This window comes from Rhodococcus sp. KRD175 (assembly GCF_017168275.1).
Lineage (GTDB): Bacteria > Actinomycetota > Actinomycetes > Mycobacteriales > Mycobacteriaceae > Rhodococcoides > Rhodococcoides fascians.
In genome coordinates this window covers 52,527-79,398 of the sequence record NZ_JABFAQ010000015.1, presented here as the reverse complement: position 1 = coordinate 79,398, position 26,872 = coordinate 52,527, and the positions used below count along the sequence as shown (strand labels likewise).

General features: G+C 65.9%; 26 protein-coding genes and 2 riboswitches. Of the genes, 18 read left to right on the top strand and 8 right to left on the bottom strand.

Features of this window, described 5'->3' with window-relative positions:
- Both J1M81_RS26485 and J1M81_RS20660 read right to left on the bottom strand, forming a co-directional pair.
- The coding region (locus J1M81_RS26485) for a sacsin N-terminal ATP-binding-like domain-containing protein (RefSeq protein ID WP_374223906.1) at positions 1-1,589 on the bottom strand (1,589 nt) is incomplete at its 3' end.
- Positions 1,586-2,707 carry a DUF3027 domain-containing protein gene (locus J1M81_RS20660; protein WP_080729351.1) on the bottom strand — a complete coding sequence of 374 codons (1,122 nt, stop codon included), beginning with the start codon at positions 2,705-2,707 and terminating at the stop codon, positions 1,586-1,588. The genes J1M81_RS26485 and J1M81_RS20660, both read right to left, overlap by 4 nt.
- A 41-nt stretch (positions 2,708-2,748) precedes the next feature.
- Here J1M81_RS20660 and J1M81_RS20655 point away from each other — a divergent pair, with 41 nt between their 5' ends.
- The 3 genes from J1M81_RS20655 to J1M81_RS20645 all read left to right on the top strand — a co-directional run bounded on the left by J1M81_RS20655 (position 2,749) and on the right by J1M81_RS20645 (position 5,865).
- Entirely contained in the window at positions 2,749-3,597 is an 849-nt protein-coding gene (locus J1M81_RS20655; RefSeq protein ID WP_032371571.1) for a glutaminyl-peptide cyclotransferase, read from the top strand.
- Positions 3,598-3,664: 67 nt separating this feature from the next.
- On the top strand, positions 3,665-5,356 hold the full coding sequence (locus tag J1M81_RS20650; protein ID WP_371832592.1) for an MFS transporter: 1,692 nt from the start codon (positions 3,665-3,667) through the stop codon (positions 5,354-5,356).
- Positions 5,353-5,865 carry a DUF2771 domain-containing protein gene (locus J1M81_RS20645; protein WP_032372961.1) on the top strand — a complete coding sequence of 171 codons (513 nt, stop codon included), beginning with the start codon at positions 5,353-5,355 and terminating at the stop codon, positions 5,863-5,865. The genes J1M81_RS20650 and J1M81_RS20645 overlap by 4 nt, the downstream gene beginning before the upstream one ends.
- Positions 5,866-5,868: 3 nt before the next feature.
- Here the strand turns inward: J1M81_RS20645 and J1M81_RS20640 are convergent, their stop codons facing one another.
- Positions 5,869-6,285 carry a cold-shock protein gene (locus tag J1M81_RS20640; protein WP_167327283.1) on the bottom strand — a complete coding sequence of 139 codons (417 nt, stop codon included), beginning with the start codon at positions 6,283-6,285 and terminating at the stop codon, positions 5,869-5,871.
- Between the two features lie 190 nt (positions 6,286-6,475).
- Between J1M81_RS20640 and J1M81_RS20635 the strand changes: the two genes are divergently transcribed.
- The 3 genes from J1M81_RS20635 (at position 6,476) to J1M81_RS20625 (ending at position 8,171) form a co-directional block, all read left to right on the top strand.
- Entirely contained in the window at positions 6,476-6,694 is a 219-nt protein-coding gene (locus J1M81_RS20635; RefSeq protein WP_027495896.1) for a hypothetical protein, read from the top strand.
- Positions 6,695-6,697: 3 nt separating this feature from the next.
- Entirely contained in the window at positions 6,698-7,072 is a 375-nt protein-coding gene (locus J1M81_RS20630) for a YccF domain-containing protein (RefSeq protein ID WP_027495895.1), read from the top strand.
- A 270-nt stretch (positions 7,073-7,342) separates the two neighbouring features.
- A riboswitch (cyclic di-AMP (ydaO/yuaA leader) is annotated at positions 7,343-7,551 on the top strand.
- A gap of 8 nt (positions 7,552-7,559) precedes the next feature.
- On the top strand, positions 7,560-8,171 hold the full coding sequence (locus tag J1M81_RS20625; protein WP_027495894.1) for a transglycosylase family protein: 612 nt from the start codon (positions 7,560-7,562) through the stop codon (positions 8,169-8,171).
- Between the two features lie 77 nt (positions 8,172-8,248).
- Here the strand turns inward: J1M81_RS20625 and J1M81_RS20620 are convergent, their stop codons facing one another.
- Positions 8,249-8,437, bottom strand: coding sequence for a hypothetical protein (locus J1M81_RS20620; RefSeq protein WP_008719333.1), 189 nt, complete (start codon positions 8,435-8,437; stop codon positions 8,249-8,251).
- Between the two features lie 61 nt (positions 8,438-8,498).
- On the opposite strand from J1M81_RS20620, the gene J1M81_RS20615 reads away from it, so the two are divergent.
- The 3 genes from J1M81_RS20615 (at position 8,499) to J1M81_RS20605 (ending at position 13,301) form a co-directional block, all read left to right on the top strand.
- Positions 8,499-10,790, top strand: a complete 2,292-nt coding sequence (locus J1M81_RS20615) for a helicase-associated domain-containing protein (protein ID WP_032372962.1) — start codon at positions 8,499-8,501, stop codon at positions 10,788-10,790.
- An 89-nt stretch (positions 10,791-10,879) separates the two neighbouring features.
- Positions 10,880-12,535 carry a DNA repair helicase XPB gene (locus tag J1M81_RS20610; protein ID WP_027495892.1) on the top strand — a complete coding sequence of 552 codons (1,656 nt, stop codon included), beginning with the start codon at positions 10,880-10,882 and terminating at the stop codon, positions 12,533-12,535.
- 40 nt (positions 12,536-12,575) lie between these two features.
- Positions 12,576-13,301 (top strand): DUF3239 domain-containing protein, encoded by a 726-nt coding sequence (locus J1M81_RS20605; RefSeq protein WP_206498736.1) that lies wholly within the window; start codon positions 12,576-12,578, stop codon positions 13,299-13,301.
- On the opposite strand, the gene J1M81_RS20600 is transcribed toward J1M81_RS20605, so the two are convergent.
- Positions 13,282-14,268: an LLM class F420-dependent oxidoreductase gene (locus J1M81_RS20600; protein WP_027495891.1), complete on the bottom strand. Its 987-nt coding sequence runs from the start codon at positions 14,266-14,268 to the stop codon at positions 13,282-13,284. The genes J1M81_RS20605 and J1M81_RS20600 overlap by 20 nt on opposite strands.
- Before the next feature lie 62 nt (positions 14,269-14,330).
- On the opposite strand from J1M81_RS20600, the gene J1M81_RS20595 reads away from it, so the two are divergent.
- Positions 14,331-15,503 carry a pyridoxal phosphate-dependent aminotransferase gene (locus J1M81_RS20595; RefSeq protein WP_032399915.1) on the top strand — a complete coding sequence of 391 codons (1,173 nt, stop codon included), beginning with the start codon at positions 14,331-14,333 and terminating at the stop codon, positions 15,501-15,503.
- Positions 15,500-16,519: an AraC family transcriptional regulator gene (locus tag J1M81_RS20590; RefSeq protein WP_027495889.1), complete on the top strand. Its 1,020-nt coding sequence runs from the start codon at positions 15,500-15,502 to the stop codon at positions 16,517-16,519. Before J1M81_RS20595 ends, J1M81_RS20590 begins: the two co-directional genes overlap by 4 nt.
- A gap of 12 nt (positions 16,520-16,531) precedes the next feature.
- Here J1M81_RS20590 and J1M81_RS20585 read toward each other — a convergent pair whose 3' ends face one another.
- A complete protein-coding gene (locus J1M81_RS20585; protein ID WP_032372963.1) occupies positions 16,532-16,957 on the bottom strand; it encodes a VOC family protein in 426 nt (141 codons plus the stop codon).
- A gap of 58 nt (positions 16,958-17,015) precedes the next feature.
- Here J1M81_RS20585 and J1M81_RS20580 point away from each other — a divergent pair, with 58 nt between their 5' ends.
- Entirely contained in the window at positions 17,016-17,636 is a 621-nt protein-coding gene (locus J1M81_RS20580; RefSeq protein WP_206498735.1) for an alpha-ketoglutarate-dependent dioxygenase AlkB, read from the top strand.
- Between the two features lie 11 nt (positions 17,637-17,647).
- Here J1M81_RS20580 and J1M81_RS20575 read toward each other — a convergent pair whose 3' ends face one another.
- Entirely contained in the window at positions 17,648-18,739 is a 1,092-nt protein-coding gene (locus tag J1M81_RS20575) for a 3-deoxy-7-phosphoheptulonate synthase (RefSeq protein WP_032372964.1), read from the bottom strand.
- 239 nt (positions 18,740-18,978) lie between these two features.
- A riboswitch (cobalamin riboswitch) is annotated at positions 18,979-19,188 on the top strand.
- A gap of 129 nt (positions 19,189-19,317) precedes the next feature.
- Between J1M81_RS20575 and metE the strand changes: the two genes are divergently transcribed.
- The 6 genes from metE to J1M81_RS20545 all read left to right on the top strand — a co-directional run bounded on the left by metE (position 19,318) and on the right by J1M81_RS20545 (position 25,730).
- The gene (metE, locus tag J1M81_RS20570) at positions 19,318-21,585 is read left to right on the top strand and encodes a 5-methyltetrahydropteroyltriglutamate--homocysteine S-methyltransferase (RefSeq protein ID WP_206498734.1); all 2,268 of its coding nucleotides are present in this window, start codon (positions 19,318-19,320) and stop codon (positions 21,583-21,585) included.
- Between the two features lie 100 nt (positions 21,586-21,685).
- On the top strand, positions 21,686-22,738 hold the full coding sequence (locus tag J1M81_RS20565; RefSeq protein ID WP_032373769.1) for an iron-siderophore ABC transporter substrate-binding protein: 1,053 nt from the start codon (positions 21,686-21,688) through the stop codon (positions 22,736-22,738).
- 97 nt (positions 22,739-22,835) lie between these two features.
- Positions 22,836-23,294 (top strand): MarR family winged helix-turn-helix transcriptional regulator, encoded by a 459-nt coding sequence (locus J1M81_RS20560; RefSeq protein ID WP_032373743.1) that lies wholly within the window; start codon positions 22,836-22,838, stop codon positions 23,292-23,294.
- Positions 23,291-23,716: an organic hydroperoxide resistance protein gene (locus J1M81_RS20555; protein ID WP_032365872.1), complete on the top strand. Its 426-nt coding sequence runs from the start codon at positions 23,291-23,293 to the stop codon at positions 23,714-23,716. The genes J1M81_RS20560 and J1M81_RS20555 overlap by 4 nt, the downstream gene beginning before the upstream one ends.
- Positions 23,717-23,727: 11 nt before the next feature.
- Positions 23,728-24,723, top strand: coding sequence for an NADP-dependent oxidoreductase (locus J1M81_RS20550; RefSeq protein WP_206498733.1), 996 nt, complete (start codon positions 23,728-23,730; stop codon positions 24,721-24,723).
- A 92-nt stretch (positions 24,724-24,815) separates the two neighbouring features.
- Positions 24,816-25,730 carry a pseudouridine synthase gene (locus J1M81_RS20545; RefSeq protein ID WP_032373744.1) on the top strand — a complete coding sequence of 305 codons (915 nt, stop codon included), beginning with the start codon at positions 24,816-24,818 and terminating at the stop codon, positions 25,728-25,730.
- On the opposite strand, the gene J1M81_RS20540 is transcribed toward J1M81_RS20545, so the two are convergent.
- Positions 25,660-26,784 carry a hypothetical protein gene (locus J1M81_RS20540; protein ID WP_230593516.1) on the bottom strand — a complete coding sequence of 375 codons (1,125 nt, stop codon included), beginning with the start codon at positions 26,782-26,784 and terminating at the stop codon, positions 25,660-25,662. The two genes, J1M81_RS20545 and J1M81_RS20540, sit on opposite strands and share 71 nt — an antisense overlap.
- Between the last annotated feature and the right edge of the window lie 88 nt (positions 26,785-26,872).

The window sequence follows — 26,872 nt, the reverse complement described above, 5'->3', positions numbered from 1 at the left end:
GCCGACACCAGGCTATCCACCTCGTCGCCGTCCCAATCGAGATCGTCGAGGGCCGCTTCGAGGGCGGGATCCGACAACAGCTCGGCCGCAGTGGCCTCCCGCGCACCCAGCCGAATCAACAACGGACTCACCGCATCCGGATGCACCAGGCGTACCCACGTGACCTCGGCCGACGCGTCCGACCCGACGACGGTAGTCCGTGGACCGGTGACCGTACGACCGTCCGCAAGCGGAACCGGCAGCGCAGCAAGTTCTTCCGCTGCCAACCCGTCGACGACGAGCGGAGTCAACGCGTCGTACAGCCGCCGCCACCAGGCCGGCTCACGGGCCTGCCCGCCGAGCATCTCGGCCAACCGCGCCAACCCGATGCGGTGCACTCCCACCGCCGACAACGCCGACGCGTGCCGCGCGCCCGACAGAGCGGCGTCCACCAGATTCGGGACCACATCGAGCAACACCGCGGCGAGTTCCTCGGTGGCATCGGCAAGAACATGCGCACGTTCTGGTACGAGATCGGGTCCGTCGGCAGCGGGAAGCCATGGTGCGGTGGACAATCGGCGGAAGATCAGCTCACGTAGCGCACCGTCGATCGCACTGCGCGCGAACCCGACCTCGGGTACGAACGACACTCGCGCGGACGCAGGCAACGACGCCACGAAATCGGGATAACCGTGGGCCACCTCGGCGACAGAGACGCCGGGCAACACCCGTCGACGATCCGGCTGCATGGGTACATCGGCAACGACCAACGCGGGCAACGACAACAGCTCGTCCGACCGCGTCGGGGCCCGCAACACATCCGGCGCTGCGGGAACGGGTAGACCGTCGACCATCGGAACGATCCACCGCGCAGCCGAGGTGGTGTACTGCAGCCACGTTCGCGAACCGATGGCGATCTCGACGCGTGCATCGTCGAGTTCCGTTCTCACACAGTCGACGACGACGCCATCGATCTCGATGGAATCCAACGCGTCGAGCTCGAGCAACAATTCGACGGCCTCGTCGAGGAACCCCCCGGCAAAGGATTCCGCTTGCACATCGGGTCGCGGCGTCAACACGATCTCGGTATCGAACCCGGCAGCGGGAGGTGTGGAAGTAGGCCACGCCAACCGAAGCACCGGCACACCCGACTCCGGCACTGTCATGTCCCGCTCGCGCAACGCGCTCAGAGTGCGCTCGGCACTGAAGATCACCCCGCCACCGCGCGAGCGGACCTCGATCTCGTCGGACGCCGATCGCACCGCGGTGAAGCCGACCCCGAACTGTCCGACACCCGGATCGGCCGCAGCTTTCGCCGACGCCCGCAGCGCGGTGAGAGCGTGCACACCCGACACGTCCAGTGCGGCACCGGTGTTGGCGACATGCAGTGCACCCGCCTCGTCGGTCCACACCGAGAGCCGACCCGGGACGCCGGCTCGCTGCGCAGCATCAGCCGCGTTCTGTGCCAACTCGGTCAACAAACGATCGCGGTATCCCCCGCGCACCAGATCTGCCTCGGATGCCGAATCTTCCCGCAGCCGCGTGGGCGAGGAACCCCAGGACGCGAGAATCGACTCGCGAAGCGACCCGGTACCGAAAGGATCGATCAGCTCGGCGATGCCGAATCCTCCTGCTGCACAACATCGTCGACACTGGAATCGGCGACGAGATCGACACCGGCATCGGCATCGACTGCGGGAGACGCGTCGTCAGTAGAAGAGGCGTCGCCAGTGGAAGGGGCTGCATCAATGGAAGGCGCTGCGTCAGCTTCATCGTTCCCGGTCTCGACCACCTCGGGCTCTGCCGGTGCGGAGTCTGCCGATTCAGGTGCTGCCGCGTCGGGCTGGGGTGCCTTGGACTCCGCCACCGCTACCGTCTCGGCCGACGAGACGATCGCTTCCGAATCATCTTCTGCAACAGCGTCGTTCGCGGTAGGCTCGTTCGACTGTGCGGCACCGGTCGGCGACGGAGTGACGTCGAGTGCTGCGTCGTCGTACGGCTCGAACTGCGGCGAGCCCGCTCCGGTGGGCAGCTCGGTATCGGAGTGCGCGCCGCAACCGTATTCGACGTGCACCACATGACCGTCGGCGGCGAACTCGTTGCCACACACTCCGAACGCTGCGGAGAGCGATCCCGCGAGGGGTAGGTAGAAACCGCAGAGTCCACACGTGGACGGCGCGGCCTTGGCCATCTCGCTGTCCGGGCCGAAGTCGCCGTCGTGCCATCGTTCGGCGGCATCGAGCCGTCCCTCGAGGCTGGTGACCTGAGTGCGGCCGAGCCCGATCTCGCCGGCCACCTCGTCGATGGCGGGGTCACCGGACGCGACGTATCCCGGCACCAGCCGCGGGTCGTCTCGACGTGGAGAGAGCAGATCGCCCGGCCCGAGATCACCGGGTCGGATGCGCTCGTCCCAGGGCACCCAGGACGGTGCCACGAGAGCATCGGGACCGGGTAGCAGCACGAGTTCGCTGACGGTGGCGTGATCGGCGTCGTCGGGAGCAGCGACGACAACGGCCCACTGCCATCCGCGATAGCCGTCCAGATCGCTGGCGAAGCGGTGGGTGGCAGCACTGTCGTCCTCCACGGTCACGCCGAGGTACTCGCCGACACCGCCCTCTCCCAGCTCGAGCAGAGCCTGCCGCGCGAGATCCACGGCATCGGCCAAGACGGGGCGGATGGATCCGAGCTCTGGAGAAGATACGACACTCACACATTCAGTTTGCCGCATCAACTCGGTGACGCCCAGTTCGGGCTGCCATCATGGATGCAATGACCGTCCGCGCTCGCACCTTCGCTGCACTCGTGACGTCCCTGTTGACCGTCACCGCCTGCTCGTCGACGTCGGGTCCAGGCGACTCGGCCCCCATCACGTCGGACTCGGTACCCACGCTGGGCGCCGAGGTTCTGCGTTCCTACGATCGCGCCGACGACGCCTTCACTCAGGGGTTCGAGATCGACGGTGATGTGCTCTACGAGGGCACCGGGCTGGAGGGCTCCTCCTTCGTCCGCCGCACGTCGCTCGAGAACATGACCGAGCTGGGGCGGGTCGATCTGCCGTCCGACCTGTTCGGCGAGGGCATCACCGTCGACGGCGACACCCTGTGGCAGATCACCTGGCAAGACGGAGTCGCCATTGCCCGCGACCGAGACACCCTGGCCGAACAGCGCCGAGTGGACTACGACGGCGAAGGATGGGGGCTGTGCACGCAGGGTGAAGGAACCCCGGACGACCGACTGGTCATGAGCGACGGCACGTCCACCCTGACCTTCCGTGACCCCACATCCTTCGACGCCGTGAACACCGTCGACGTCACACTCGACGGCAATCCGGTGGAACGGCTCAACGAACTCGAATGCGCCGAGGACGGCTCGATCTACGCCAACGTCTGGCAGACCTTCGACATCATGCGCATCGACCCCACCACCGGCCGCGTCACCGCCGTCGTCGACGGCAAGCCGATGTGGGATTCGATGTCGGCCACCGAGCGAAACGGAGCCGACGTCTTCAACGGCATCGCCCAGATCCCCGGGACCGACAGATTCCTCGTGACCGGCAAATTCTGGCCCAAGATCTTCGAGGTGCGATTCACCGATCCCGCGGCCGTAGGACAGAATTGATCACGTGACCGATCCGCGACTCCCCCACCCCACGCCAGGTGCGGAAAGCTCGGGCGCTGGCACCGAAATAGGTCACTCCGCAGGCTCCGCTCCTGGCAACGAAACCGGTCACTCCACTGCTGACGAACAGAGCTCGGAGCATCCCGGTTTCGTCAACTATCCACCGGCCGACCCCCGTGCTGTCCAATCCGGTGCCGGCGGCCACGTTCCGAGCCGCCGCCAACCGTTGCCGCCGCTGCACCCGGCGCGCACGCAGCAGATCACTGCCGCGCGCGGCCGAACCGGCGGCCGTAAGCCACCACCGATGCCCAAGAAGCTCACCGTCACCCGCGTCGCGGCGATGCGTGGGCGCGAGCTGACCGGCAAAGGAATCGCGTCGTTCCAGCGGGCTGCGAAAGCCGATGGGGCGGACAAGTCCGGGCTGACCGCGCTGACCTACGCGACGATGGCGAACTTCGCATCGGACGCTGCCCTGGCGATTGCACTGGCCAACACGCTGTTCTTCTCCGCGGCGACCGGTGAGGACAAGACGAAGGTTGCGCTGTACCTGGTGATCACCATCGCTCCGTTCGCGCTGATCGCGCCGCTGATCGGCCCGTTGCTCGACCGGTTGCAGCACGGCCGACGCATCGCGCTGGCCACCTCGTTCGGCCTGCGTACCGTGCTGGCGGTGGTGTTGGTGTTCAACTTCGACAGTTGGGTGCTCTATCCAGCGGCGCTGGGCATGCTCGTCCTGAGCAAATCGTTTGCGGTACTCAAGAGTGCGGTGACGCCGCGGGTACTGCCACCGGAGATCGACCTCGTCCGCGTCAACTCGAGGCTCACCGTCTTCGGACTGCTCGGGGGCACCATCGCCGCAGGCGCTGTCGCCGGCGGTATCGCCTTCGTCGCCGATTCGCCCGGCGCACTGTGGTTCGTCGCCGCGATCACCGTGCTCGGCGCATACCTGAGCATGCGCATCCCGTCCTGGGTGGAAGTGACCGAGGGCGAAGTTCCGGCCACCCTCGGCTACCACGCCGACCAGCATCACAGCAGCGATTACCCCGGCAGCGGTGCCCCGACCGAGAAGCTGAAGCGCACCCCACCGCCTGCCACCGCCGCCAAGAACCGCAGGCAGCCACTGGGCCGTGCGGTGATCGTCGGACTCTGGGGCAACGGCACGATCAGAATTCTTACCGGCTTCCTCACGCTGTACATCGCGTTCGTCGCAAAATCCCGCACCGAACACGAGCCGCTGCAGCAGGCCGCAATGCTCGGACTGGTCGGAGCCGCCGCCGGTCTCGGCAACTTCGCCGGCAACGCACTCGGTGCCAGGATCAAGCTCGGCCGACCATCGGTGGTCGTCCTGCGGTGCACGGTCGCGGTGACGGTCGTCGCCGTCGTCGCAGCTGTCACGGACAGTTTGCTCACCGCCGCCGTGGCCGCCCTGGTCGCGTCGAGCGCGAGCGCACTGGCCAAGGTCTCGCTCGACGCGTCTCTGCAGTCCGACCTGCCTCCGGAGTCCATTGCATCCGGGTTCGGCCGCTCGGAAACCGTCATGCAGCTGTGCTGGGTTCTCGGCGGAACGCTCGGGGTGTTGCTTCCCACCGAGTACTGGCTCGGTTTCACGGTCGTGTCGGTGTTGCTTACGATCGGCCTCGTGCAGACCTTCCTGACCTACCGCGGTCGATCATTGCTACCCGGGTTCGGTGGCAACCGGCCCGACCATGTCGAACAAGAAGTATCCGACAGCTCCTACGGCGAAAACGTGACCAAGTGAACCTGGCTCCCCGCACCAAGAAGATCGCGTCGCTGATCGCCGCCGGCCTGTTCGTGATCGCGGTCGCGTTCGTCGGGGTACTCGCCGTCCTGATCGGCAATGCCCCCGACAAGGAACCGGTCGTCACGGCGTACTCCAACGGTCGAGCCGTACAAGTCGAGCCCTACCTGTACTGCGCCGTGAGCGACCCGCTGTGCACCAACGTCGGCGAGACCGCCGAGATCCAGGTGGGATCTGCCCCGACGGTGCAGTTGTCGATGCCCGAGGCCGTCTACTCCGCGCCGTGGGAACTGGCATTGGTCTACGGCGACGACACCGGGGCGGTCGTCGAGAGCAGCCAGTTCAATCAGCCGGGAACCCGGCTGAGCGTCACCGTCCCGACGACGGACGACGGCGGCCGAACCCTGCTCGGAATCGAGGTTCGGCTACCCACGGGAATCATCGACACCGACACCAATACCGAGAGCTTCGTCAGCCACGCGATCTGGTCCATCGGCACGCGTCCGTAACGATCAGCTGTCGAGCTCGCGAGCGACGGCGCGGACCACCTCGGAGATGCGCTGAGCGATCTTGCGGTCCGGGTACTTGCCCTTGCGGAGTTCCGGCTGCACCGTCGCTTCGAGCAGCGTGATCATGTCCTCGACCATGCCGTGCAGTTCGTCGGGTGTGTGCTTGCGCTCGACGGGCTCGCGGCGGGTGCTGCCGCTGTTCTGGCGAATCGACGGGGCAGGCTCAAGAACCTTCAGGCTCAGTGCCTGCGGGCCACGACGGCCCGCGGCCATGCCGAATTCGACGCGCTGGCCGGCTTTGAGGCCGTCGACGCCTTCGGGCAGCGCTGACGAACGCACATACACGTCCTCGCCTTCCTCCTGCGAGAGGAATCCGAATCCCTTGTCGACGTCGTACCACTTCACCTTGCCGGTCGGCACTGAGCTCACCCGTTCATCTGTTGCTGTCGTTGGTTTCGTATCCGCACGCCCGATGTCGGGACCCTGCGGTGTGCACAAGTTTCGCGCCCCACGAAAACGCAGGACGCGAATACGCCAGTCTAGCGCGCAGGCCCCGAATAGGGCATTCCGGTTTTTCGCACGACGCACCGCCGCGCACTACCGTGGTGGTGTGGACTCATCTACTCGCAAGCGAAGTACTGCACTGCTGCGCATCGCGCTGGTGCTGTTCGCGATCGGCCTCGTTGCCATCGTCGCGATCCTGTTCTTCCCGGTCTTCTCCGACGCCAAGCCGCCGCTGGGCCTGTACCTGACGGCGATGTTCTCGGCACCCGCCGGATTCGTGCTCGCTCTGGTGTACGCGCTGCTCTCCGGCCGACGGGCGCGATAGATCATGCGACTGCTCCTGAACGTCATCTGGCTCGTGTTCGGTGGACTGTGGCTCGCACTCGGCTACTTCTTCGCGGGACTCCTGCTGTGCATCCTGATCGTGACCATTCCGTTCGGGATCGCGTCGTTCCGCATCGGCGTCTACGCCCTGTGGCCGTTCGGGTCGACGATCGTCGACAAGCCCGGCGCGGGTTCGGGTGCCCTCGTGGGCAACGTGCTCTGGCTCGTCCTCGCCGGGTGGTGGCTGGCGCTGACACACGTCGTCACGGCGATCGCGATGGCCATCACGATCATCGGTATTCCGCTCGCGATCGCGAACCTCAAGTTGATTCCGGTCTCGCTCATGCCGCTGGGGAAAGACATCGTTGCGGTTCGGTGACCTTTCGAGGCCCCCTCGCGTGATGTGACTTCCGTCACATCACGCTTCGGTAACAGACCGGCAACAGCACGGGGTCGATCACCGAGAACAGCCACTAGCTGGGCCTATTCGAGCGACCGGAATCAGACCGTCGGGACGGTCGCGGACACACGAAAAAATCGACAGTTACCAAATAGTGACGTAACCCGGGAATTTCAGTACGGTCAGCAGCGGCCGGAAAGTTCGGCCGAATTCCGGCCCGCAGCGCCAAACCTCGTCCCGCGGGAACCGGAACAACCCTCGACGATCACCCAGGGGACGAGGACGGGGGACCCACGTCCTCCACGGACAACCGGGAACTTGTAGCGACTCACGAAGCCGCACCGAGTTCCCTTGGGGTGAAGCCCAATTGCTCATCCGATATGGAAAAGCAAGAAGGCCGGGCTACCTCTCAGCCCGAACCCGACAGCTGACCTCGCAGGCGCGTGTGGAGAGGATTTCAACTCGTATGAGCGGACGTCATCGCAAGCCGAGCACCACTGGCAAGACCGTCGCAAAGGTCGCCGTCACCGGTGCCATCATGGGCACCGCGGGCATCGCCTTCACCGGTACCGCCAACGCGGCACCGGATTCCGACTGGGATCGCCTTGCGCAGTGTGAAGCAGGCGGCAACTGGGGCATCAACACCGGCAACGGCTTCCAGGGCGGATTGCAGTTCTCCCCCAGCACCTGGAACGCACACGGTGGACAGCAGTACGCGGCAACGGCCAACCAGGCCAGCCGTGAAGAGCAGATCGCAGTCGCCGAGAAGGTCCTCGACTCGCAGGGCTGGGGCGCATGGCCCTCCTGCTCCTCGAGCCTCGGTCTGAGCAGCGCACCCACCGAGCGCAGCGTTCCGGCCACTCCCAAGGCACCGGAAGTTCCCGCCCTCCCCGATCTGACGTCGATCCCGTCGATCGATGCGTCGGCCGAGGTCGTCAACGGCATCGTCACCGCCGTCCAGAACATCACCAACGATCCCCAGATCGCGTCGTTCGTCCAGAACGCCGCTCAGGGCATCCAGCTCGATCCGCAGGTCGTCAGCTTCTACCAGGCGAACAAGGCGTTCCTGCCCCAGTAGCAAGAACCGCCGCTATACGAGAAAAGCCCCCGACATCGCGAAGATGTCGGGGGCTTTCTCGTGTTCGGGCGCCGTTGTCAGCGATTGACGACGGTCACCGGATGGGCGTAGGGCAGGTCTTCGACGGGCAGCGGGAACTCGGTGTCCTCACCGAAGGGCGACAAGCCACCCGATCGAGCGGACGAGAGTTCGGTCACCGCGTGGTCACCGCGAGCGGTTTCCGGCCAGCCTGGATCGACATAGGGCTTCTTCGACTTGTTCACCATGGGCCCATTTTGACACCTGCCCTGCGGCGAGCACCAGCCCAGGTCTCTAATCTGATAGACGATGACCGACACGACTGCGCCCCGACACACCGACATGCCTCCCGATCTGCCTCAGTGGATCGCAGCTCGCACAGACGCGGAGCTGATCAAGGCCATGTCGTTGCGTCCGGATCTGACTGCGCCGCCGCCCGCCTCGCTGGCAGTGCTGGCCGGCCGGGCAGAGCAACGCCGGTCGATCCTGCACACTGCGGACACCCTCGACACCCTGGCCCTGACCGTGCTCGAGATCCTGGCCATCGAAGAGGCCTACGAGCGTCCGGTCACCAGGGCCACGCTGCTGTCCGTCATCGCCAAGCGCGCCCCGGCCAAAGCCGTGGACAGAGCGCTGTCCCAACTGCGCGAACGCTTTCTCGTCTGGGGCGACGCCGCTGGGTTCCGGATCAGCGCAACCGCTGCGGACGCCGTGCCGTGGCGCATCGGCCGCGCTCTCGACCCGGTGGACACCCTCACCGAAACCCACATCACCACAGCGCTGGCCGCACTCGAAGACGGCGAACGCAATCTTCTCGACACCCTGGCCAGGTCTTCGCCCACCGGCCGTACCCGAGACGCCGCGCCGGGCACCCCACCCGATCGGCCCGTGCAGAAACTGCTCGCCGCAGGCCTGCTGATCTGGTTGGACGAGCAAACCGTCGAACTCCCCGTCCAGGTCGGTCAGATATTGCGCGGCGAGCCCATGACGGATCCCCGCTCACTCGCCGAGCCGAAGCTGACGACCACTGCACATGCGCTCGCCGACGTCGACGCTGCTGCGGCGGGCGAGGCACTGGAGCTCGGGCGGCACTGTGTGGCCATCATCGAGGCGCTGTCCGCGTCGCCGGCTCCCGCCCTCAAGGCCGGCGGGCTCGGAGTGCGCGAGCTGCGCAAGATCACCAAGGCCACCGGACTCGACGACGACCGCGTGAGCATCCTCGTCGAACTGCTCGCCGCCGCCCATCTGATCTCCAGCGGAACCCCGGACCCTGTCCCCTCTGCCGACACCGGCGACGACTACTGGGCACCGACGCCCGCCGTCGACGCGTGGCTCGCCGCGGCCCCGGCCGCCCGGTGGCACACCCTCGCCTCCGCCTGGCTCGAGACGCCGCGAGCCCCGTGGGTGATCGGCATGCGTGACCCCAACGACAAGCCCATCGCCGCGTTGTCCGACGAAGTCCGCTCGCCTGCCGCGCCCCGCGACCGTCGCATGATCCTGGAGCTGCTCGCCGAGCTCGGCAGTGGACACGCCGCGACGCCCACCGACCTCACCCGCACACTGACGTGGCGTCGACCCCGGTGGTCCGGACGGTTCGGCGTGACACCCGTCGGGCACGTGATCGCCGAGGCGACCGCGTTGGGAGTGGTCGCGCGCGGCGCGATGTCGACGCCGGGACGCTCGCTGCTGCACGACGGTAATGCCGAGGCCGACATGCGCGCGGCACTCCCCGAGCCGATCGACTACGTGTTGGTGCAGGCCGACCTGACGCTGGTGGCACCGGGACCGCTCGAACCGGATCTGCAGGATCGGATCGCGCTCGTCGCCGACGTCGAGTCGGCGGGTGCCGCGACGATGTATCGCATCAGCGACACGAGCCTGCGCCGGGCCCTCGACGTGGGCCTGACGGCCTCGGAGTTGCATTCGTTGTTCGCGACCCATTCCCGCACTCCGGTTCCGCAGGCCCTGACGTATCTGATCGACGACGTGGCCAGGCGTCACGGCCGGCTACGCGCCGGCGTGGCCGCGTCGTTCGTCCGGTGCGAGGACCCGGCGTTGCTCGCCGAGGTGATGGCCTCTCCGGCCGCCGAGTCGCTGGCCCTGCGCGCCCTTGCCCCGACCGTCGCGATCTCCCAGGCACCGCTGGCCGAGGTGCTGTCGGTACTCGCCGGGGCCGGATTCGCGCCCGCGGGTGAAGACTCGTCCGGCACCATCGTCGATCTTCGAGCCCGCGGCTCCCGGGTGTCGGCGCGGCGGCCGCGCCAGACCTTCCGTACCCCGGCCGTTCCCACCGACGAGCAGCTCGGGTCGTTGGTACGCGGAATGCGAGCCGCCGACCGCGCTGCGGGCAACGGCGGTGCGGTGGTGCGCGCCGACGGATCTCGCGCGAGCAGCACCGCGACGATGACGCTGCTGCAGACAGCAGCGAAGGTCAAGCGCAGCGTCAGCATCGGGTACGTCGACGCACAGGGCGTCGCGACCCACCGCATCGTCGATCCGATCAGCATCGGTGGCGGTCAACTCGACGCATTCGACCCCGCCACCGGGGGCGTGCGGCGGTTCACTCTGCACCGCATCACCTCCGTCGCCTTGGTGGACTGAGTCACTGCTCACGTGCACGCGGGCCCCTACCTGTGGACAATGGAGAAGTTGCGCTCTTTCGGGCGCAGCAGAAGTCTCTAGGAGGAACCGTGACCGACGGCCCGCTGATCGTCCAGTCCGACAAAACGCTGTTGCTCGAGGTCGATCACGAACTCGCGGGCGCAGCGCGGGCGGCGATCGCACCGTTCGCCGAGCTCGAACGTGCGCCCGAGCACGTGCACACCTACCGCATCACCCCGCTGGCGCTGTGGAACGCGCGCGCTGCCGGTCACGATGCCGAGCAGGTGGTCGACGCGTTGGTCAACTTCTCGCGCTATGCGGTACCGCAGCCGTTGCTGGTCGACATCGTCGACACGATGGCCCGATACGGCCGGTTGCAGTTGGTCAAGAGCCCGGTCCACGGTCTAGTGCTGATCAGCCTGGACCGCGCCGTGCTCACCGAAGTGATGCGGCACAAGAAGATTGCGCCCATGCTCGGCGCGATGGTGGACGAGGACACGGTCATCGTGCATCCGAGCGAACGCGGCCACGTGAAGCAGATGTTGCTCAAGATCGGCTGGCCCGCCGAGGACCTCGCCGGCTACGTCGACGGCGAAGCGCACCCGATCGAGCTCGATACCGAGGGTGGCAAGTGGACGCTGCGCGACTACCAGGAGATGGCCGCGGATTCGTTCTGGGCCGGCGGCTCCGGCGTCGTCGTGCTGCCGTGTGGTGCGGGTAAGACCATGGTCGGTGCGGCGGCGATGGCCAGAGCCAAGGCCACCACGCTGATCCTGGTCACCAACACCGTCGCCGGCAGGCAGTGGAAGCGCGAGCTCATCGCTCGCACGTCGCTCACCGAGGAGGAAATCGGCGAGTATTCGGGCGAGCGCAAAGAGATCCGCCCTGTGACAATCGCCACGTACCAGGTCATCACCCGTCGAACCAAGGGTGAGTACAAGCACCTGGAGCTGTTCGATTCCCGCGACTGGGGATTGGTGATCTACGACGAGGTACACCTGCTTCCCGCACCGGTGTTCCGCATGACAGCCGACCTGCAGTCACGGCGTCGACTCGGCTTGACGGCCACGCTCGTCCGCGAGGACGGACGCGAGGGCGACGTCTTCTCGCTGATCGGCCCGAAGCGCTACGACGCGCCCTGGAAGGACATCGAGGCGCAGGGGTGGATCGCACCGGCCGAGTGCATCGAGGTGCGCGTCACCCTCACCGACGCCGAGCGCATGTCGTACGCGGTCGCCGAACCCGAGGAGCGCTACAAGCTCTGCTCGACCGCGCACACCAAGATCGCCGTCGTGAAGTCCATTCTGGCGAAACACCAAGACGCTCCGACGTTGGTGATCGGCGCGTACCTCGATCAGCTGAACGAACTCGGTGAAGCCCTGAACGCGCCGGTGATCCAGGGCTCGACCAAGAACAAGGAACGCGAGGTGCTGTTCGACGCCTTCCGCAAGGGTGAGATCCAGACTCTGGTGGTGAGCAAGGTGGCGAACTTCTCGATCGACCTTCCCGAAGCGTCGGTGGCAGTCCAGGTTTCGGGAACGTTCGGCTCCCGGCAGGAAGAAGCCCAGCGACTGGGCCGATTGCTTCGGCCGAAACACGACGGTGGTCAGGCGCACTTCTACTCGGTGGTCTCGCGCGATACCCTCGACGCCGAATACGCCGCGCACCGGCAGCGGTTCCTCGCCGAACAGGGGTACGCGTACCGCATCACCGACGCCGACGACCTGCTCGGCCCGGCAATCTGACGCTTCGTGTCGGGATCGGCGGCATGCTAGGAATAGCAGTGTGCGCCGATTCGAGTTCCCCGTAGACGTAGCCCACGCGAAGTCGGTCAACGAGACGTTCACCGAACTTCGCCGGCTGCGGATGTCCGCGGCGCTCACGGCAGCGGTCCTGCTGGCACTGGGGATCTGGTTCTTCTGGATCGCGACGCCGTGGTCGTACATCCTCGGCGGCGTGTTCTGCATCGGGGCGGCGACGTCCCTGTGGGTCATGGTGTGGGCACCGAAGAAGATGGGGTCCATCGAATCGCTCTACACCCGGGGCGATCTGGTTCCGGCGGTGGTGGCCGAGACGATGCCGAGCGGCGCGACGTTGCTGTCGCTGGTCGATGTCGCGAAACCAGGAGTCAACGAGCCGCACTACGTCCTGATCACGCGCGTCGTCCGTGCGCTGCCCGGCCACGCCGTCGAACGCGGTGCCGAGGTGCCTGCGGTGTCGGTGCTCGCCGATCGCGGCCGTAACACCGGTGGACGCACCTGGCAGCTGGTGTCGGCGATGCCGATCGCCTGGGGCACCACCGACGCGGCTGTCCTGGCGCGCGCCGCCGCCGAGATCACCGAGGGCGAATGGGCACTGCTGCACGCCAACATCGGTCTGTCGGAGAAGGTACGCAAGGCCAAGAACCAGCAGCTGCTCGTGGACCCCGCCGATCTACCCGAGGACCTGACGCGGCCTACCGAAGAGCCGGGAGTGGAGCCTGCGGAACGACCTACCGAAGAGCCGGGATGACCTCGCGCTCGAAGAGTTCGATGCCGGAGCGGTCGTAGGCGGCTTCCGGGAAGTAGAAGATTCCGTACGTCATGCCCTGCTGCTGCAGTTCGGTGAGGTTCTCGACGATCTGCTCGGGTGTTCCGACGGCGGGCATTCCGCGGTATGCGCCCAATGCCTCGTGTGCCTTCTCGGCTCCGACGTGTTCGGTCAGTCGAGCCTCGAGAGCGCGTAGCCGCTCCTGCACCTCGGCCTCCGTGGAGCCGATGGCCACGTTGTAGTTGGCCGAGCGGACGATGGCGTCGAAGTCCGTGCCGACGGTTGCGCAATGATCGCGCAGCAGAGCCGATTTGGCGGCGAAACCGGTAGGGGTTCCATCGAAGTTGGTGTAGTTCGCGTATTTCGCTGCGATCTTCAGTGTCACTTTTTCACCGCCACCGGCGATCCACAGTGGGATGCCGCCCTCCTGCAGGGGCAGTGGGCGCACCACTGCACCGTCGATCTCGTAGTGCTTGCCGTCGAGATACACCTCGCCGGTGGTCCACGCTTGTTTGAAGATCTGTACGCCCTCGTCGAGGCGGCCCAATCGTTCACCGGCAGAGGGAAATCCGTAGCCGTAGGCGCGGAACTCGTGCTCGTGCCAACCGCCGCCGATACCCATCTCGACCCGACCGCCGGAGATGATGTCCACTGTCGCAGCAACTTTGGCCAGGTAGGCGGGGTTGCGGTAGGACATCGCCGTGCACATCTGACCCAGTCGGATACGCGAGGTCGACGCGGCGAGTGCGGACATCAGCGACCAGGCCTCGTGCGTCGCCTCGTCCGTCGCGACGGGAACGGTGTGGAAGTGGTCGTAGACCCACAGTGATTCCCACGGTCCGGCTTCGGCGGCAACGGCATGCTCGCGCAGCACACTCCACTGCTGGGCCGGATCGATCCCGACCAGATCCAGCCGCCAACCCTGAGGCACGAACATTCCGAATCGCATGACAGGCACAGTACAGACGCAGGTCCGACGCTCGCGCCGGCTGTGTGAACTACGCTGCAGGAATGTCCGAGATGTTGCCGTCGCGCACAGTGACCCGGTTGCGCCCGTTCGCATCGACCATTTTCGCCGAGATGACCGCACTCGCGGTGGCGAAGAACGCCGTCAATCTGGGGCAGGGATTCCCGGACACGGACGGACCGTCGGCCATGCTCGAGGCCGCGCGTGACGCCATTGCGAACGGTCTCAACCAGTACTCCCCCGGCCCGGGGATGCCGGTGCTGCGCGCAGCCATCTCCGAAGACCGGCTCGCCCGGTTCGGACTTCGGTACGACCCCGATTCGCAGATTCTCGTGACCGTGGGTGCCACCGAGGCCATCTCGGCGACGCTGCTCGGCTTGATCGAGGCGGGCGACGACGTGCTGTTGATCGAGCCGTTCTACGACTCCTATGCGGCCGCTGTGGCGTTGGCCGGAGCCACTCGCACGGCCGTACCCCTGGTCACCGACGGCAACGGATGGACCGTCGACACCGACGCCCTCGAACGCGCCGTAGGGCCGCGAACGCGCATGCTGATCGTCAACTCGCCGCACAATCCCACCGGCACCGTGTTCGATCGCGAGACGATGATCCGTATCTCCGAGATCGCGATCGCCCACGACCTGCTCGTGCTCACCGACGAGGTGTACGAGCATCTGATCTTCGACGACGGTGTGCTCACCCCGATCGCGACGCTGCCGGGTATGTTCGAGCGAACCGTCACCGTGTCCAGTGCCGCGAAGACGTTCAACGCCACCGGCTGGAAAACCGGGTGGGCGCTCGGACCGACAGAGCTGATCGATGCGGTGCGCGCCGCCAAGCAGTTCATGAGCTTCGTCGGCGGTACCCCGTTCCAGCCCGCCGTCGCGTACGCACTCGGTCACGAGCAGGCGTGGATCGCCGCCATGCGCGACGGTCTGCAGCGCAAGCGAGACACGCTGTCCGCAGCATTGACCGAGGCGGGTGCGGACGTCAAGCACAGTGCCGGAACGTATTTCGTGTGCGCCGATATCGCACCGATCGGCCGCGGTGATGCGTACGAGTTCTGTCGCACCCTGCCCGATCTCGTGGGCGTCGCCGCGGTACCGGTGACTGCCTTCGTCGACGAGCCTGCGCCGTGGAATTCGTTGGTGCGCTTCGCTTTCTGCAAGCAGGACCACGTGCTCGCCGATGCCGCCGAGAGGTTACGGCGATTGTGACTGCGCAACCGACGATTCCGGCGTACTTCGTCAGGCAAGCCGTCGACCTCGCGGCCAACGGCGGAGTGGACCTGACGTACCCGTTGTCGATGGCCGGGATCGGAACCACCATTCTCGACGACCCGGCGGAGCGGCTCACCACCCGACAGGTCACCGCGTTCACCCAGGCCGTCTGGGCGATGACCGGCGACGAACTCTTCGGACTCGCCGCAGTTCCCGTGCGGCGCGGCAGTTTTCGGGTGGTGTGTCAGACGTTGATACACACGGAGAATCTGTGGGCAGCGCTGATTCGAATGTCCGAGACCATGCGCGTGCTCATTCCGGTGAAACCGATGACGCTGGATCGAACCGAGCAGTCGACGGTTCTGACGGTGCACGTCGAAGCCACGACCGACCTCAGCCCCGAAGCGAACGAGCTCGCCGAGCGATTGCTGACCGACTTCCTGTTGATTCTGCTGCATCGGTTCGCGGCGTGGCTGATCGGTAACCGGGTCAAACTCCTGTCGGTTCAGTTGCCCTATGCACTGCCCGGACCCGAGGCCGGGAAGATGTACGACACCATATTCGGAACTCATGTGCAGTTCGGATCCGACCGCGCCGCACTGGAATTCGACACCGCGCTCATGCGCGCCCCGATAGTGCAGACCGAGGCGACACTGGCCGAGTACCTCGCGGAGTCACCCAACCTGCTGTTCTCGTCGAGGGACTACGACAGCACTGCGTCGAGTCAGGTCCGAAGAGCCCTGGAGACCGGATTCAGAGGCGGTACGCCGGCTACCGAAGAGATTGCGGCCATGCTCAACATCAGCCCGCCGCATCTGCGCCGCGTTCTTCGCCAGGAAGGCACTTCCATCAATCAGCTCCGCGAGGAGGTTCTGCGCGACGCGGCCATCTCGGGGTTGAGCCGCGGCGACAGCGTGGACGACATCTCGGCCCGCCTGGGCTTCTCCGAACCGAGCGCATTCCGCCGAGCCTTCAAGCGCTGGACCGGCCAAACTCCCGGCGCGTATCGATAGAGCTCAGCGCGATCAGCTGACGCAGAACTCGTTGCCCTCGAGATCGGTCATGGTGATCCAGGTGCTGGGCCCTTGCTGCCCGCGATGCAGTACCGACGCGCCTCGACCTTCGAGTGCGGTCACCACCGCCTCGCGTCCGTCACCGACACGAACGTCGAGATGGAGTCGGTTCTTCACGGACTTCGATTCGGGTACCGCCTGAAAAAGCACCCGCGGGGTGCCCGGAGATTCCGGATCGGTGATGCCCTGGCCTGCTCGCCACACCAGAACGCCGTCGAACACGGTTGTGTCCTCCTCTCGGGCGTGGCCTGCCGCAACCATCTCGCGAATGAACTCCTCGTTGCTGGGTTCGACCTGCCAGCCGAGAGTCTGTGCCCACCATGCCGCGAGCGCATGCGGGTCGACGCTGTCCACGACGACCTGAAATCGGTAACCCATGCGAGAACGATACCGCCGGGAGCTGGCAATGGGAACACCTGTTCGATACAGTCGAGTCATGTCGCTCGCGATGCAAGGTTCGCTGTTCGGTGACGACGACGGTGGCGTCGGGTCGCTGCAGTCCGTCACCCGCCGCGAGCTGACGCTCGGTGCCTGGGTCGATGTGCGGCCGGGCTGGTTGTCCGACAGCGACCTCTTCGATTCGCTGGTCACCGACGTCGACTGGCGCGCCGAACGCAGGCAGATGTACGACCGCGTGGTCGATGTGCCGCGCCTGGTTCGGTACTACGCCGAGCGGGAGCACTGGCCGCATGCGGCACTGTACGAGGCCCGCGATGCACTGGACGACCACTACCGAAGCGAGCTCGAGGAGTCGTTCGCCACCGCGGGACTGTGTTACTACCGCGACGGGTCCGACAGCGTCGCCTGGCACGGCGACAACATCGGCCGCAGCGCCACCGAGGACACGATGGTGGCGATCGTATCGCTCGGTGCTACAAGACAACTCATGCTCCGTCCCCGCGGCGGCGGGACCTCTCTGAAATTCACCCTCGGTCACGGCGACCTGGTGGTGATGGGCGGGTCCTGTCAACGGACCTGGGAGCATGCAATTCCCAAATCGACCCGCGCGGTCGGCCCACGCATCAGCGTGCAATTTCGACCGCGCGGGGTTCGGTAACGCACGACGCGTCAGCGCGCGGCGTTCGAGGCCCGACGCGTCTCGACGGCCGCCGCGAGAGTGGCCAATTGCGTTGCCGTCGTGTCCCAGTCGAGGCATGCATCGGTGATGGACTGGCCGTACACGAGCTCGTCGCGGTGGCCGATTTCGAGGTCCTGACGCCCTGCGACGAGGAAACTCTCGAGCATCAGCCCGACAATTCCGTGCTCGCCGGCCGCGACCCTGGTGGCCACGTCGGTGACGACGTCCACCTGCTTGTTGTGGTCCTTACGGCTGTTGCCGTGGCTGGCATCGATGACAACTCGCTCCGGCAACCCCGACTTACGCAGGCGGGCAACGGTATCGGCCACGGACTCGGCGTCGTAGTTCGGTCCGTCGACGCCGCCGCGCAGGATGACGTGGCAATCGGGGTTTCCGACGGTCCTGATCAAGGCCGCCTTGCCGTCGAGATCGGTTCCGGGGAAGACGTGGCTCGCCGCGGCGGCGCGGGTTCCGTCCACGGCGACCTGAATGTCACCTTCGGTCGAGTTCTTGATGCCGACCGGCATCGACAAGGCGCTGCACAGCTGCCGGTGCACCTGGCTGGCTGCGGTCCGTGCTCCGATGGCACCGTAGCTGACCAGGTCCGCAATGTACTGCGGGGTGATCGGGTCGAGGAATTCGCAGCCGACGGGAAGGCCGAGCGCCGAGATGTCCAGCAGCAACTGGCGTCCCACTCGAAGACCTTCGTTGATGTCGAAGCTGCCGTCGAGGTGCGGATCGTTGATCAGACCCTTCCAGCCGAGCGTCGTCCGCGGCTTCTCGAAGTAGACCCGCATGACGATGTGCAGTCGATCGCCCAGCTCGGCTGCCGTGGCGGCGAGGCGTCGGGCGTAGTCGAGGGCAGCGTCGGTGTCGTGCACCGAACACGGGCCGACCACGACGATCAGACGGTCGTCACGGCCGTCGAGAATGTCGACGACACCGGAGCGTCCGGTACGAACACTCGCCGAGATCGCGTCGTCCACCGCATGCTCGCGGCGTACGACCGACGGCGCGACCAGCGGACTGATGCTGATCGTGCGCTGATCGTCGAGTGACGGGGTGTCGAGGGAGAGCGTCATGAGAGGGTTTCCTGTTCCCAGGCCGGCTCTGCATGCTCCACGCGCACTTCGAGCCGGTCTGTATCCGGCTCGTGGGGTGGAGGGTCAGCGCATGGCGTCGCTGGCTGACCCACCCGGGGCCGGCCTGCTAAACCAGAAATACGTGCGCTGCATGAAGAGCACCGTAACAGACTCTCCCGTGCTGCATCTATGCTCGTCCCTGCAGTCGGTTCGCCAGGTGGTCATGAGGAGCCCCGAAGTTCACCTCGGCGTCGAGCGGTGCGTGCAGTCACGGCGCATCGCGAGAGGGAACCCGGTGAGAATCCGGGACTGTCCCGCAGCGGTATGCAGGAACGACCGCCGTCATCACGCACTGAAGAAGCCTCTTCGGGAAGCGACGGCCAGTAGGAGTGGGCTCTTCGTCCGCGCGCCTGCAAGTCCGAATACCTGCCCTCTGTGCTGTGCACGCCGTGTGCAGCGGTTCACCGCCTCGTGGAATGGGCGCGTAAGCCTGGTACGGCTGTGGTCAGGGCTCACCGGGATCTGCGCGCCCGTGAAGACGGTGCACCACCCACGTGTAGTCACCCTGGAGATCAACTGTGAACAACGATTTCACCGCCACCGTGCTCGGTTCGGCTCGCATCGGACCCAACCGAGAACTGAAGAAAGCCGTCGAATCCTATTGGGCCGGAAAGCTCGATGCCGAGGCCCTCGAATCGGTCGCGAAGAATCTTCGCGAGAACGACTGGCGCACACTCGCAGCCGGGCTCGATTCCGTTCCCGTGAACACCTTTTCGTACTACGACCAGATGCTCGACACTGCGGCCCTCCTCGGAGCGTTGCCACCGCGAGTCGAGGCGGTCGAAGGCGAACTCGATCGGTACTTCGCCGCGGCCCGCGGCACCGAGACCATCGTCCCGCTCGAAATGACCAAATGGTTCGACACCAATTACCACTACCTCGTGCCCGAGATCTCGCCGGAGACCACGTTCTCCCTGCACCCGAACAAGGTGCTCGGCGAGGTGAACGAGGCTCGCGCACTGGGTATCCCGGCACGTCCGGTGATCATCGGACCGATCACCTTCCTGCTGCTGTCCAAGTCCGTCGGCTCCTCCGATTCGCTGCTGGGACGAGTGGACGAACTGATACCGCTCTACGCCCGTCTGCTCGAACTCCTCGCCGCAGCCGGAGCCGAGTGGGTCCAGATCGACGAACCGGCGCTGGTGCGCGATCTCGACGACGAGACCGTCGCAGCGGCGACCCGATGCTTCCACCAACTCGCAGCCTCGCAGACCCGCCCGGCCATTCTGCTGGCGTCCTACTTCGGCGACCTGGGCGACGCACTGCCCGCAGTGGCGTCCACCGGGATCGATGGCCTGGCCGTCGATCTGACCGTTCCTGGTGTGGCCGAGCAACTTGCAGCTACTCGCGCTACCTCGACGATGCTCGTCGTGGCCGGCGTCGTCGACGGACGCAATGTCTGGCGCACCGATCTCGACGCCGCGCTCGAGACACTGTACGAGGTCGGCAGACATGCGCGCGCAGTGGCGGTGTCGTCGTCGTGCTCGCTGCTCCACGTTCCCTATTCGTTGGACGCCGAACCTCAGCTCGAACCGACACTGCGGTCGTGGCTGGCGTTCGGGAACGAGAAGATCACCGAGGTCTCGGTGCTCGCGCGCGCACTCCAGGGCGGAACAGCCGGGGAAACCGATCGATTCGTGTCGGGCCGATTCGAGTCGGCCCGCGCGGCTCTGGATTCGCGGAGACACGATGCACGACTGCACGATCCGACAATCCGTGCGCGTGTGAACAGCGCTGCCGGCCGTGACCGCAGCCCAGGAGACGTCCGCCGCGTCGTGCAGGCCGAGCATCTCTCGCTCCCTGTTCTGCCGACGACGACCATCGGCTCCTTCCCACAGACGAGCACGATCCGCCGCGCGCGGGCGGCGCTGCGCAGCGGCACCGTCGACGAGCCGGAGTACGTGCGGCAGATGCGCGCGGAGATCGCCGATGTCGTTGCACTGCAGGAGCGTCTGGGGTTGGACGTGCTCGTCCACGGCGAGCCCGAACGAAACGACATGGTGCAGTACTTCGCCGAGCAACTCGACGGTTTCGTCGTGACCGCCAACGGCTGGGTGCAGTCGTACGGGTCACGGTGCGTGCGACCACCGATCCTGTACGGCGACGTCTCCCGCCCGGCACCGATGACGGTGGAATGGGCGACGTACGCGCAGTCACTGACCGACAAACCGGTCAAGGGCATGCTGACCGGTCCGGTGACCATTCTCGCGTGGTCGTTCGTCCGAGACGACATCCCGGCGGCCGAGTCGGCAGCTCAGATCGCCTCGGCGATTCGAGACGAGACGATCGACCTGGAGTCGGCGGGGATCCGCATCGTCCAGGTGGACGAGCCCGCGCTCCGCGAACTGCTACCGCTGCGCTCGAAAGACACTGCAGCGTATCTGGATTGGGCCGTCCGCTCGTTCCGGATCGCGACGTCCGGCGTCGACGACGCGACACAGATCCACACGCACCTGTGCTACTCCGAGTTCGGTGAGGTCATCGACGCCATCGTCGCCCTGGACGCCGACGTGACGTCCATCGAGGCCGCACGCTCGCGCATGGAGGTGCTCGACGACCTCACTGCGGTCGGCTTCGCACTCGACGTGGGACCCGGTGTCTACGACATCCATTCGCCGCGAGTTCCGACGGTTGCCGAGATCACCGAGTCGCTCCGCGCGGCGGCCGAGGCAGTTCCCCTCGAACGGCTCTGGGTCAATCCGGACTGCGGACTGAAGACACGAGGCCCGGCCGAGGTCGAGCAGTCGTTGAGAAACATGGTCCTGGCCGCGGCAGCGCTGCGCTGACCCCATGTGAGCGGAACTTCGACCCCTGCTACGAAGTTCCGCTCACGTGGTCGCCAGGCTAGGGTTACCTATCCATGCCCGCTCGGTGAAAGAGATCGAAGTGAAACGTCTGCTCGTCGTCACTGCCCTCGTCGCAGTCGCAGCTCTGACCACCGTCGCGTGCGGCGACAGCGGCGAGCAGGCACCGAGCACCGCCACCTCTCCCACCTCCAACACCGACGCCGCATCGGACTCACCGGGCCCCACCGGCATTCCCGACGGAATGGGTTCGGGTGCCGCCGACGGCGAGTTCCCGCGCACCGTCGGGCATTTCGGCGGATCCACCGACATCCCCGCCGAGCCGAAGAAGATCGTGGTGATCGCCACCGGCCAGCTCGACGCCGCATTGACCCTGGGCGTGACCCCCACCGGTGCCGCCTACGGCGACGGAGCCGATCTGGTGCCCGACTACATCAGCTTCTCGTTCCCCCAGTACGCGGACCAACTGACGCAGATGGCAGATCTGGGCAACCGCCAGAGCGTCGACATCGAGGCCGTCGCCGCCGCCGAACCCGACCTCATCCTGGCCAACAAGACCGGCTCGGAAGACATCTACCCGACGCTGTCGGCCATCGCGCCGACCGTATTGACCGAGGGCACCGGCGTGAACTGGAAGCAGGACTTCCTTCTTCTCGCGGATGCACTGGGACGCACCGAGCAGGCGCAAGGGTTCCTGGACACATTCGCGTCCGACGCTCGCGCACTGGGTGATTCGGTCTCCAACGGCGGCGGATCCGGGGGCGCTCCGACGGTGTCGTTCGTCCGCTTCACCGCAGACCGGGCACGCGTGTTCGGCGTCGCGTCGTTCGCTGGATTCATCGCCTCGGACGCTGGGCTGGCGCGCCCGCCCAGCCAGCAATTCGACAAGACCTCGCAGGACTTCAGCGAGGAAGAGATCCAGTTGGCGAACGCCGACTGGGTATTCGTCTCCAGCCAGGACGCGGAAGCCGATTCGAGCGCTGCGTCGTACACCACCAATCCATTGTGGACCGGGATGAGCGCGGCAACGCAGAACCACATCGTGCGCGTCGACGACGACCCGTGGTACCTCAACGCCGGCCCCACGGCGGCGACCATCGTGCTCGACGGCCTGAGAAACGCTCTGCAAAGCTGACCCCCATGTGAGTGGCACTTCGTAGCAGGCTACGAAGTTCCACTCACATCGGGCGGATAGGTTGCGCACAACTTAAACGTGCACTACTGTTCTTCTCGTGACCAACGAACTCGCACTCGATCGTCAGGTGTGCTTCGCGCTGTACTCCGCTTCGCGGGCTACCACCGCGGTGTATCGCCCGATGCTCGACAAGTTGGGCGTCACGTACCCGCAGTACCTGGTTCTGCTGGTGCTGTGGGAGAAGGACGGGCGCGGCGTCAAGGACATCTGTGCCGAACTCGATCTCGACACCGGCACGCTCTCGCCGATGCTCAAGCGACTCGAAGGGCTCGGCTTCATCGAGCGTCGACGCCTGAGCAGCGACGAGCGCCGCGTCGAGATCCATCTCACCGAGACCGGAAGCGACTTACGCGCTGAGGCACTCGACATCCCGCGCAAGTTGGCCGAGAAGACCGGCATGGACGTCGGCGATCTCGTCAAGCTCAAAGAATCGCTCGACGCGTTGACGAGCGCTTTGCATCACACCGATTCGAGCACGACAGAAGGAGAATCATGAAAACCATCTACACCGCAGAGGCACTCGCCACCGGCGAAGGCCGTAACGGCCACGCCCGCACCTCCGACGGACGTCTCGACCTCGATCTCGCCATCCCGGAGGCCATGGGCGGCAGCGGAAACGGCACCAACCCCGAGCAGCTGTTCGCAGCCGGCTACGCCGCGTGCTTCCACTCCGCACTGCAGATGGTGGCGCGTCAGGACAAGGCCGACGTCACCGACTCGGCTGTCGGCGCTCGCGTCGACATCGGCCCGAACGACCAAGGCGGCTTCCAGCTCGCAGTCACCCTCGAGGTGACTCTGCCGAACCTCAGCCGCGAGAACGCACAGGCACTGGCCGACAAGGCACATCAGGTCTGCCCGTACTCCAACGCCACCCGCGGCAACATCGACGTCACCGTCACCGTCACCGAAGACGAGTAAGAGGAAACACCATGAAGGCACACGAAATTCACCTCGCGTCCCGCCCAGAAGGCTGGCCGACCGAAGACAACTTTCGCGCGGAGGTCGTCGACCTCCCCGAACTGCAGGACGGGCAGATCCTCGTTCGCAACATCGTGATGTCGGTGGATCCGTACATGCGTGGCCGGATGAACGACGTGAAGTCGTACGTCCTGCCGTTCCAGATCGATGCGCCGCTCGACGGCGGTGCCGTGGGCGAGGTCGTCGAGTCCAAGGCCGACGGTTTCGCAGTCGGCGACGCTGTTGTGCACGGCAAGGGATGGCGCGATCTCGCCATCGTCCCGGCACAGGGAGCCAGCAAGGTCGACCTCGGCGCAGCCAAGGCATCGGCATACCTGAGCGCACTCGGAATGACCGGCACCACAGCGTATGCGGGCCTGACGGCCGTGGCGTCGTTCCAGAAGGGCGACGTCGTGTTCGTCTCCGGCGCCGCCGGAGCCGTCGGCTCGCTCGTCGGACAGATCGCCAAGGCGCTCGGCGCATCTCGCGTCATCGGTAGCGCCGGATCCCCCGCCAAGGTTGCGCGCTTGCTCGAGCTCGGGTTCGACGCGGCATTCGACTACCACGACGGCCCTGTCGCCGAACAGCTCCGACAGGCAGCTCCCGACGGCATCGACGTGTACTTCGACAACGTCGGCGGTGACCATCTCGAAGCTGCTATCGGGTCGATGAACAAGCACGGCCGAATCGCCATGTGCGGAGCCATCGCTCAGTACAACTCGACCGAACCGACCCCGGCCCCGCGCAACCTCGCCCTCGCCATCGGCAAGGAGCTGACGTTGAAGGGATTCATCGTCGGCTCGTACGCGCACCTCACCGAGGAATTCCGCGCGAAGATGACGGATTGGCTCGCCAGCGGCGCAATCGAATTCGACGAAACGATCGTCGAAGGCCTCGACAATGCCCCGGCCGCCTTCATCGGACTGATGAAGGGCGAGAACACCGGCAAGATGGTCGTCACCATCTAGGTCGGGCCGGCACGGCGCGTCACCGCAGTCCACACCCCGGTCGGGAATTCCGACCGGGGTGTTTCCATGCGTGCACCGATTACAGTCGTTGCATGCCTGCCGCCCCACTTCCGTTGCGCGACGGCCTCGACCCCACCAGGGTGCGGATGCCCGACGTCGCGACCGGCGCAACGGTGCTCGAATATCTGTGTGCCCGCTTCCCGCAGGATGCGGCCAGGCTGACCGAGAAGGTGTCCGGCGGGGAGGTCGTCGATGCCGCGGGCGTACCGATCGACCCGTCGACGATCGCCGGCCCGCGTGCGGACATCTACCTCTACCGTGACCCACCGGTGGAATCGGCCGTGCCGTTCTCCCTCGATGTGCTGCACCGCGACGAGAACCTGCTCGTGGTGGACAAGCCGCACTTCCTCGCCACGACGCCGCGAGGCGCGTACATCGCACGCTCGGCGTTGGTTCTGCTGCGACGACAATTCGATCTCCCCGAGTTGAGCCCTGCTCACCGACTGGATCGACTCACCGCGGGTGTCCTGGTGTTCACCGTGCAGCGGCAGGCGCGCCGGCCGTATCAGGAGATGTTCGCTCAGCGCACGGTCACCAAGCAGTACGAGGCAATTGCCCCACTCTCCCAGAATGTCGACTTCCCACTGACAGTGCACAGTCGAATCGTCAAGGAACGCGGCGTTCTTCAGGCACGGGAGGTACCGGGCGAGCCCAATGCCGAGACACGCGTCGAACTGGTCGACACTCTCGGATCGTACGGTCGATATCGGCTGCACCCGCGCACGGGGAAGACGCATCAACTTCGGGTTCATCTGTGCTCGTTGGGAATCCCGATCGTGGGCGACAACTTCTACCCGTCGTTCCGCGAGGTCGCCGACGACGACTACTCCGATCCGCTCCGCCTACTGGCTCGCTCCATCGAGTTCGTCGATCCGCTCAGCGGCGTGGTTCGACGGTTCGAGAGCAATCGGAGTCTCGATCCTCCTGCAGCGCAACCGATTCCGTAGTACCGGCTATTTCGTCGGCTCGGACGGTGATGCGGTGCGAGATGACCGCGAGCGCGAACAGACCGACCGCTACATTTCCCAGCGCAGCGAACCCCTCCTGGGCGAAATCCACGAGCGCGTTGAGCAACGTGAACACCAGTGCGGACACGCGGAGAGTGCGCAACGGCCACACGGGACCGTCCGTTCGCAACCGCAGCATCGCCGGCAGCGCCGTGGCGAAAGTGATGCAGGCACTGACGAACAGGATGCCGCTGGCGATGCCCATCCTGTCGACGTCGATCGTCAGGTCTCGGCGATCGATGAGCAGGTCACCCAGGACGAGCTCGACGATCCCGAACACGACTCCCGCCCCGGAGATCAGGACCAGTCCCCAGCCGACGACGGGAACCCAACGGGGACTGGTGAAGAACGCAGGAATCAGCCGTGGAACGAACTGGCGCATCGAGTGGGTACGCGATGTCGACCGGCGGCAGGTGCCGAGCAACAATCTGATTCCGGCTACGGTGTCCGGGTCGGCTCCGTCCGACTCCGCTCGCGCAACCATCCGTAGCGCCCAGTCGCGCCGATGCTCGGGAAGACCGTGCGCGACGCCATCCGCGGCGATCGCGGCCGCATTCGCCAGCGACTCGTCCCGCGACGGCCTGCGGAACTCCCGCACGATCCGGCTGAACACCAACAGCAGCACCACCAGGACGTACATGATCTCCGACGACGGGCCGTAGAAGTAATCGTTGTCCTTGGTGACGAACTTGCCGACCTCGTCGAGAAACAACCCGAACCCGATTCCGCCGAGCACCACGGTGAAGACCCGAACGCCGAACCCGATGAACATCCACCCGATCAACAGAGCCAGCATCATCGCCGCCCCGCCGTACAGGGCGTGCGCGATGTGCAGCGACTTGCCACCGACCTGCGGGTAGTGAGTGAGCTCCAAATACGCCCTGGTGACCAGAATCGTGGCAATGGCCACCACCATGAAGGCCTCGGACGCGGAGCTGCCGTAGGCATCGCGGACCACGCCGGTACGTTGCGGGTGCCCCGGACGAGCGATCATGAACCGAGTATGAGCTTCCCGCCGTCGCCTCCGGGCTGTTTTCGCCTCTGCATTCCCGCGCGCCGCATGGGGACGACTTGACAAATTC

What these genes read in the sequence shown, in the direction of transcription:
- J1M81_RS20595 (WP_032399915.1), top strand. Translation starts at nt 14,331, where the DNA reads ATGTCCGAGATGTTGCCGTCGCGCACAGTGACCCGGTTGCGCCCGTTC.
- J1M81_RS20585 (WP_032372963.1), bottom strand. Translation starts at nt 16,957, where the DNA reads ATGGGTTACCGATTTCAGGTCGTCGTGGACAGCGTCGACCCGCATGCG.
- J1M81_RS20655 (WP_032371571.1), top strand. Translation starts at nt 2,749, where the DNA reads ATGACCGTCCGCGCTCGCACCTTCGCTGCACTCGTGACGTCCCTGTTG.
- J1M81_RS20630 (WP_027495895.1), top strand. Translation starts at nt 6,698, where the DNA reads ATGCGACTGCTCCTGAACGTCATCTGGCTCGTGTTCGGTGGACTGTGG.
- J1M81_RS20600 (WP_027495891.1), bottom strand. Translation starts at nt 14,268, where the DNA reads ATGCGATTCGGAATGTTCGTGCCTCAGGGTTGGCGGCTGGATCTGGTC.
- J1M81_RS20580 (WP_206498735.1), top strand. Translation starts at nt 17,016, where the DNA reads ATGTCGCTCGCGATGCAAGGTTCGCTGTTCGGTGACGACGACGGTGGC.
- J1M81_RS20555 (WP_032365872.1), top strand. Translation starts at nt 23,291, where the DNA reads ATGAAAACCATCTACACCGCAGAGGCACTCGCCACCGGCGAAGGCCGT.
- J1M81_RS20620 (WP_008719333.1), bottom strand. Translation starts at nt 8,437, where the DNA reads ATGGTGAACAAGTCGAAGAAGCCCTATGTCGATCCAGGCTGGCCGGAA.
- J1M81_RS20660 (WP_080729351.1), bottom strand. Translation starts at nt 2,707, where the DNA reads ATGCGGCAAACTGAATGTGTGAGTGTCGTATCTTCTCCAGAGCTCGGA.
- J1M81_RS20545 (WP_032373744.1), top strand. Translation starts at nt 24,816, where the DNA reads ATGCCTGCCGCCCCACTTCCGTTGCGCGACGGCCTCGACCCCACCAGG.
- J1M81_RS20615 (WP_032372962.1), top strand. Translation starts at nt 8,499, where the DNA reads ATGACCGACACGACTGCGCCCCGACACACCGACATGCCTCCCGATCTG.
- J1M81_RS20550 (WP_206498733.1), top strand. Translation starts at nt 23,728, where the DNA reads ATGAAGGCACACGAAATTCACCTCGCGTCCCGCCCAGAAGGCTGGCCG.
- J1M81_RS20625 (WP_027495894.1), top strand. Translation starts at nt 7,560, where the DNA reads ATGAGCGGACGTCATCGCAAGCCGAGCACCACTGGCAAGACCGTCGCA.
- J1M81_RS20540 (WP_230593516.1), bottom strand. Translation starts at nt 26,784, where the DNA reads ATGATCGCTCGTCCGGGGCACCCGCAACGTACCGGCGTGGTCCGCGAT.
- J1M81_RS20575 (WP_032372964.1), bottom strand. Translation starts at nt 18,739, where the DNA reads ATGACGCTCTCCCTCGACACCCCGTCACTCGACGATCAGCGCACGATC.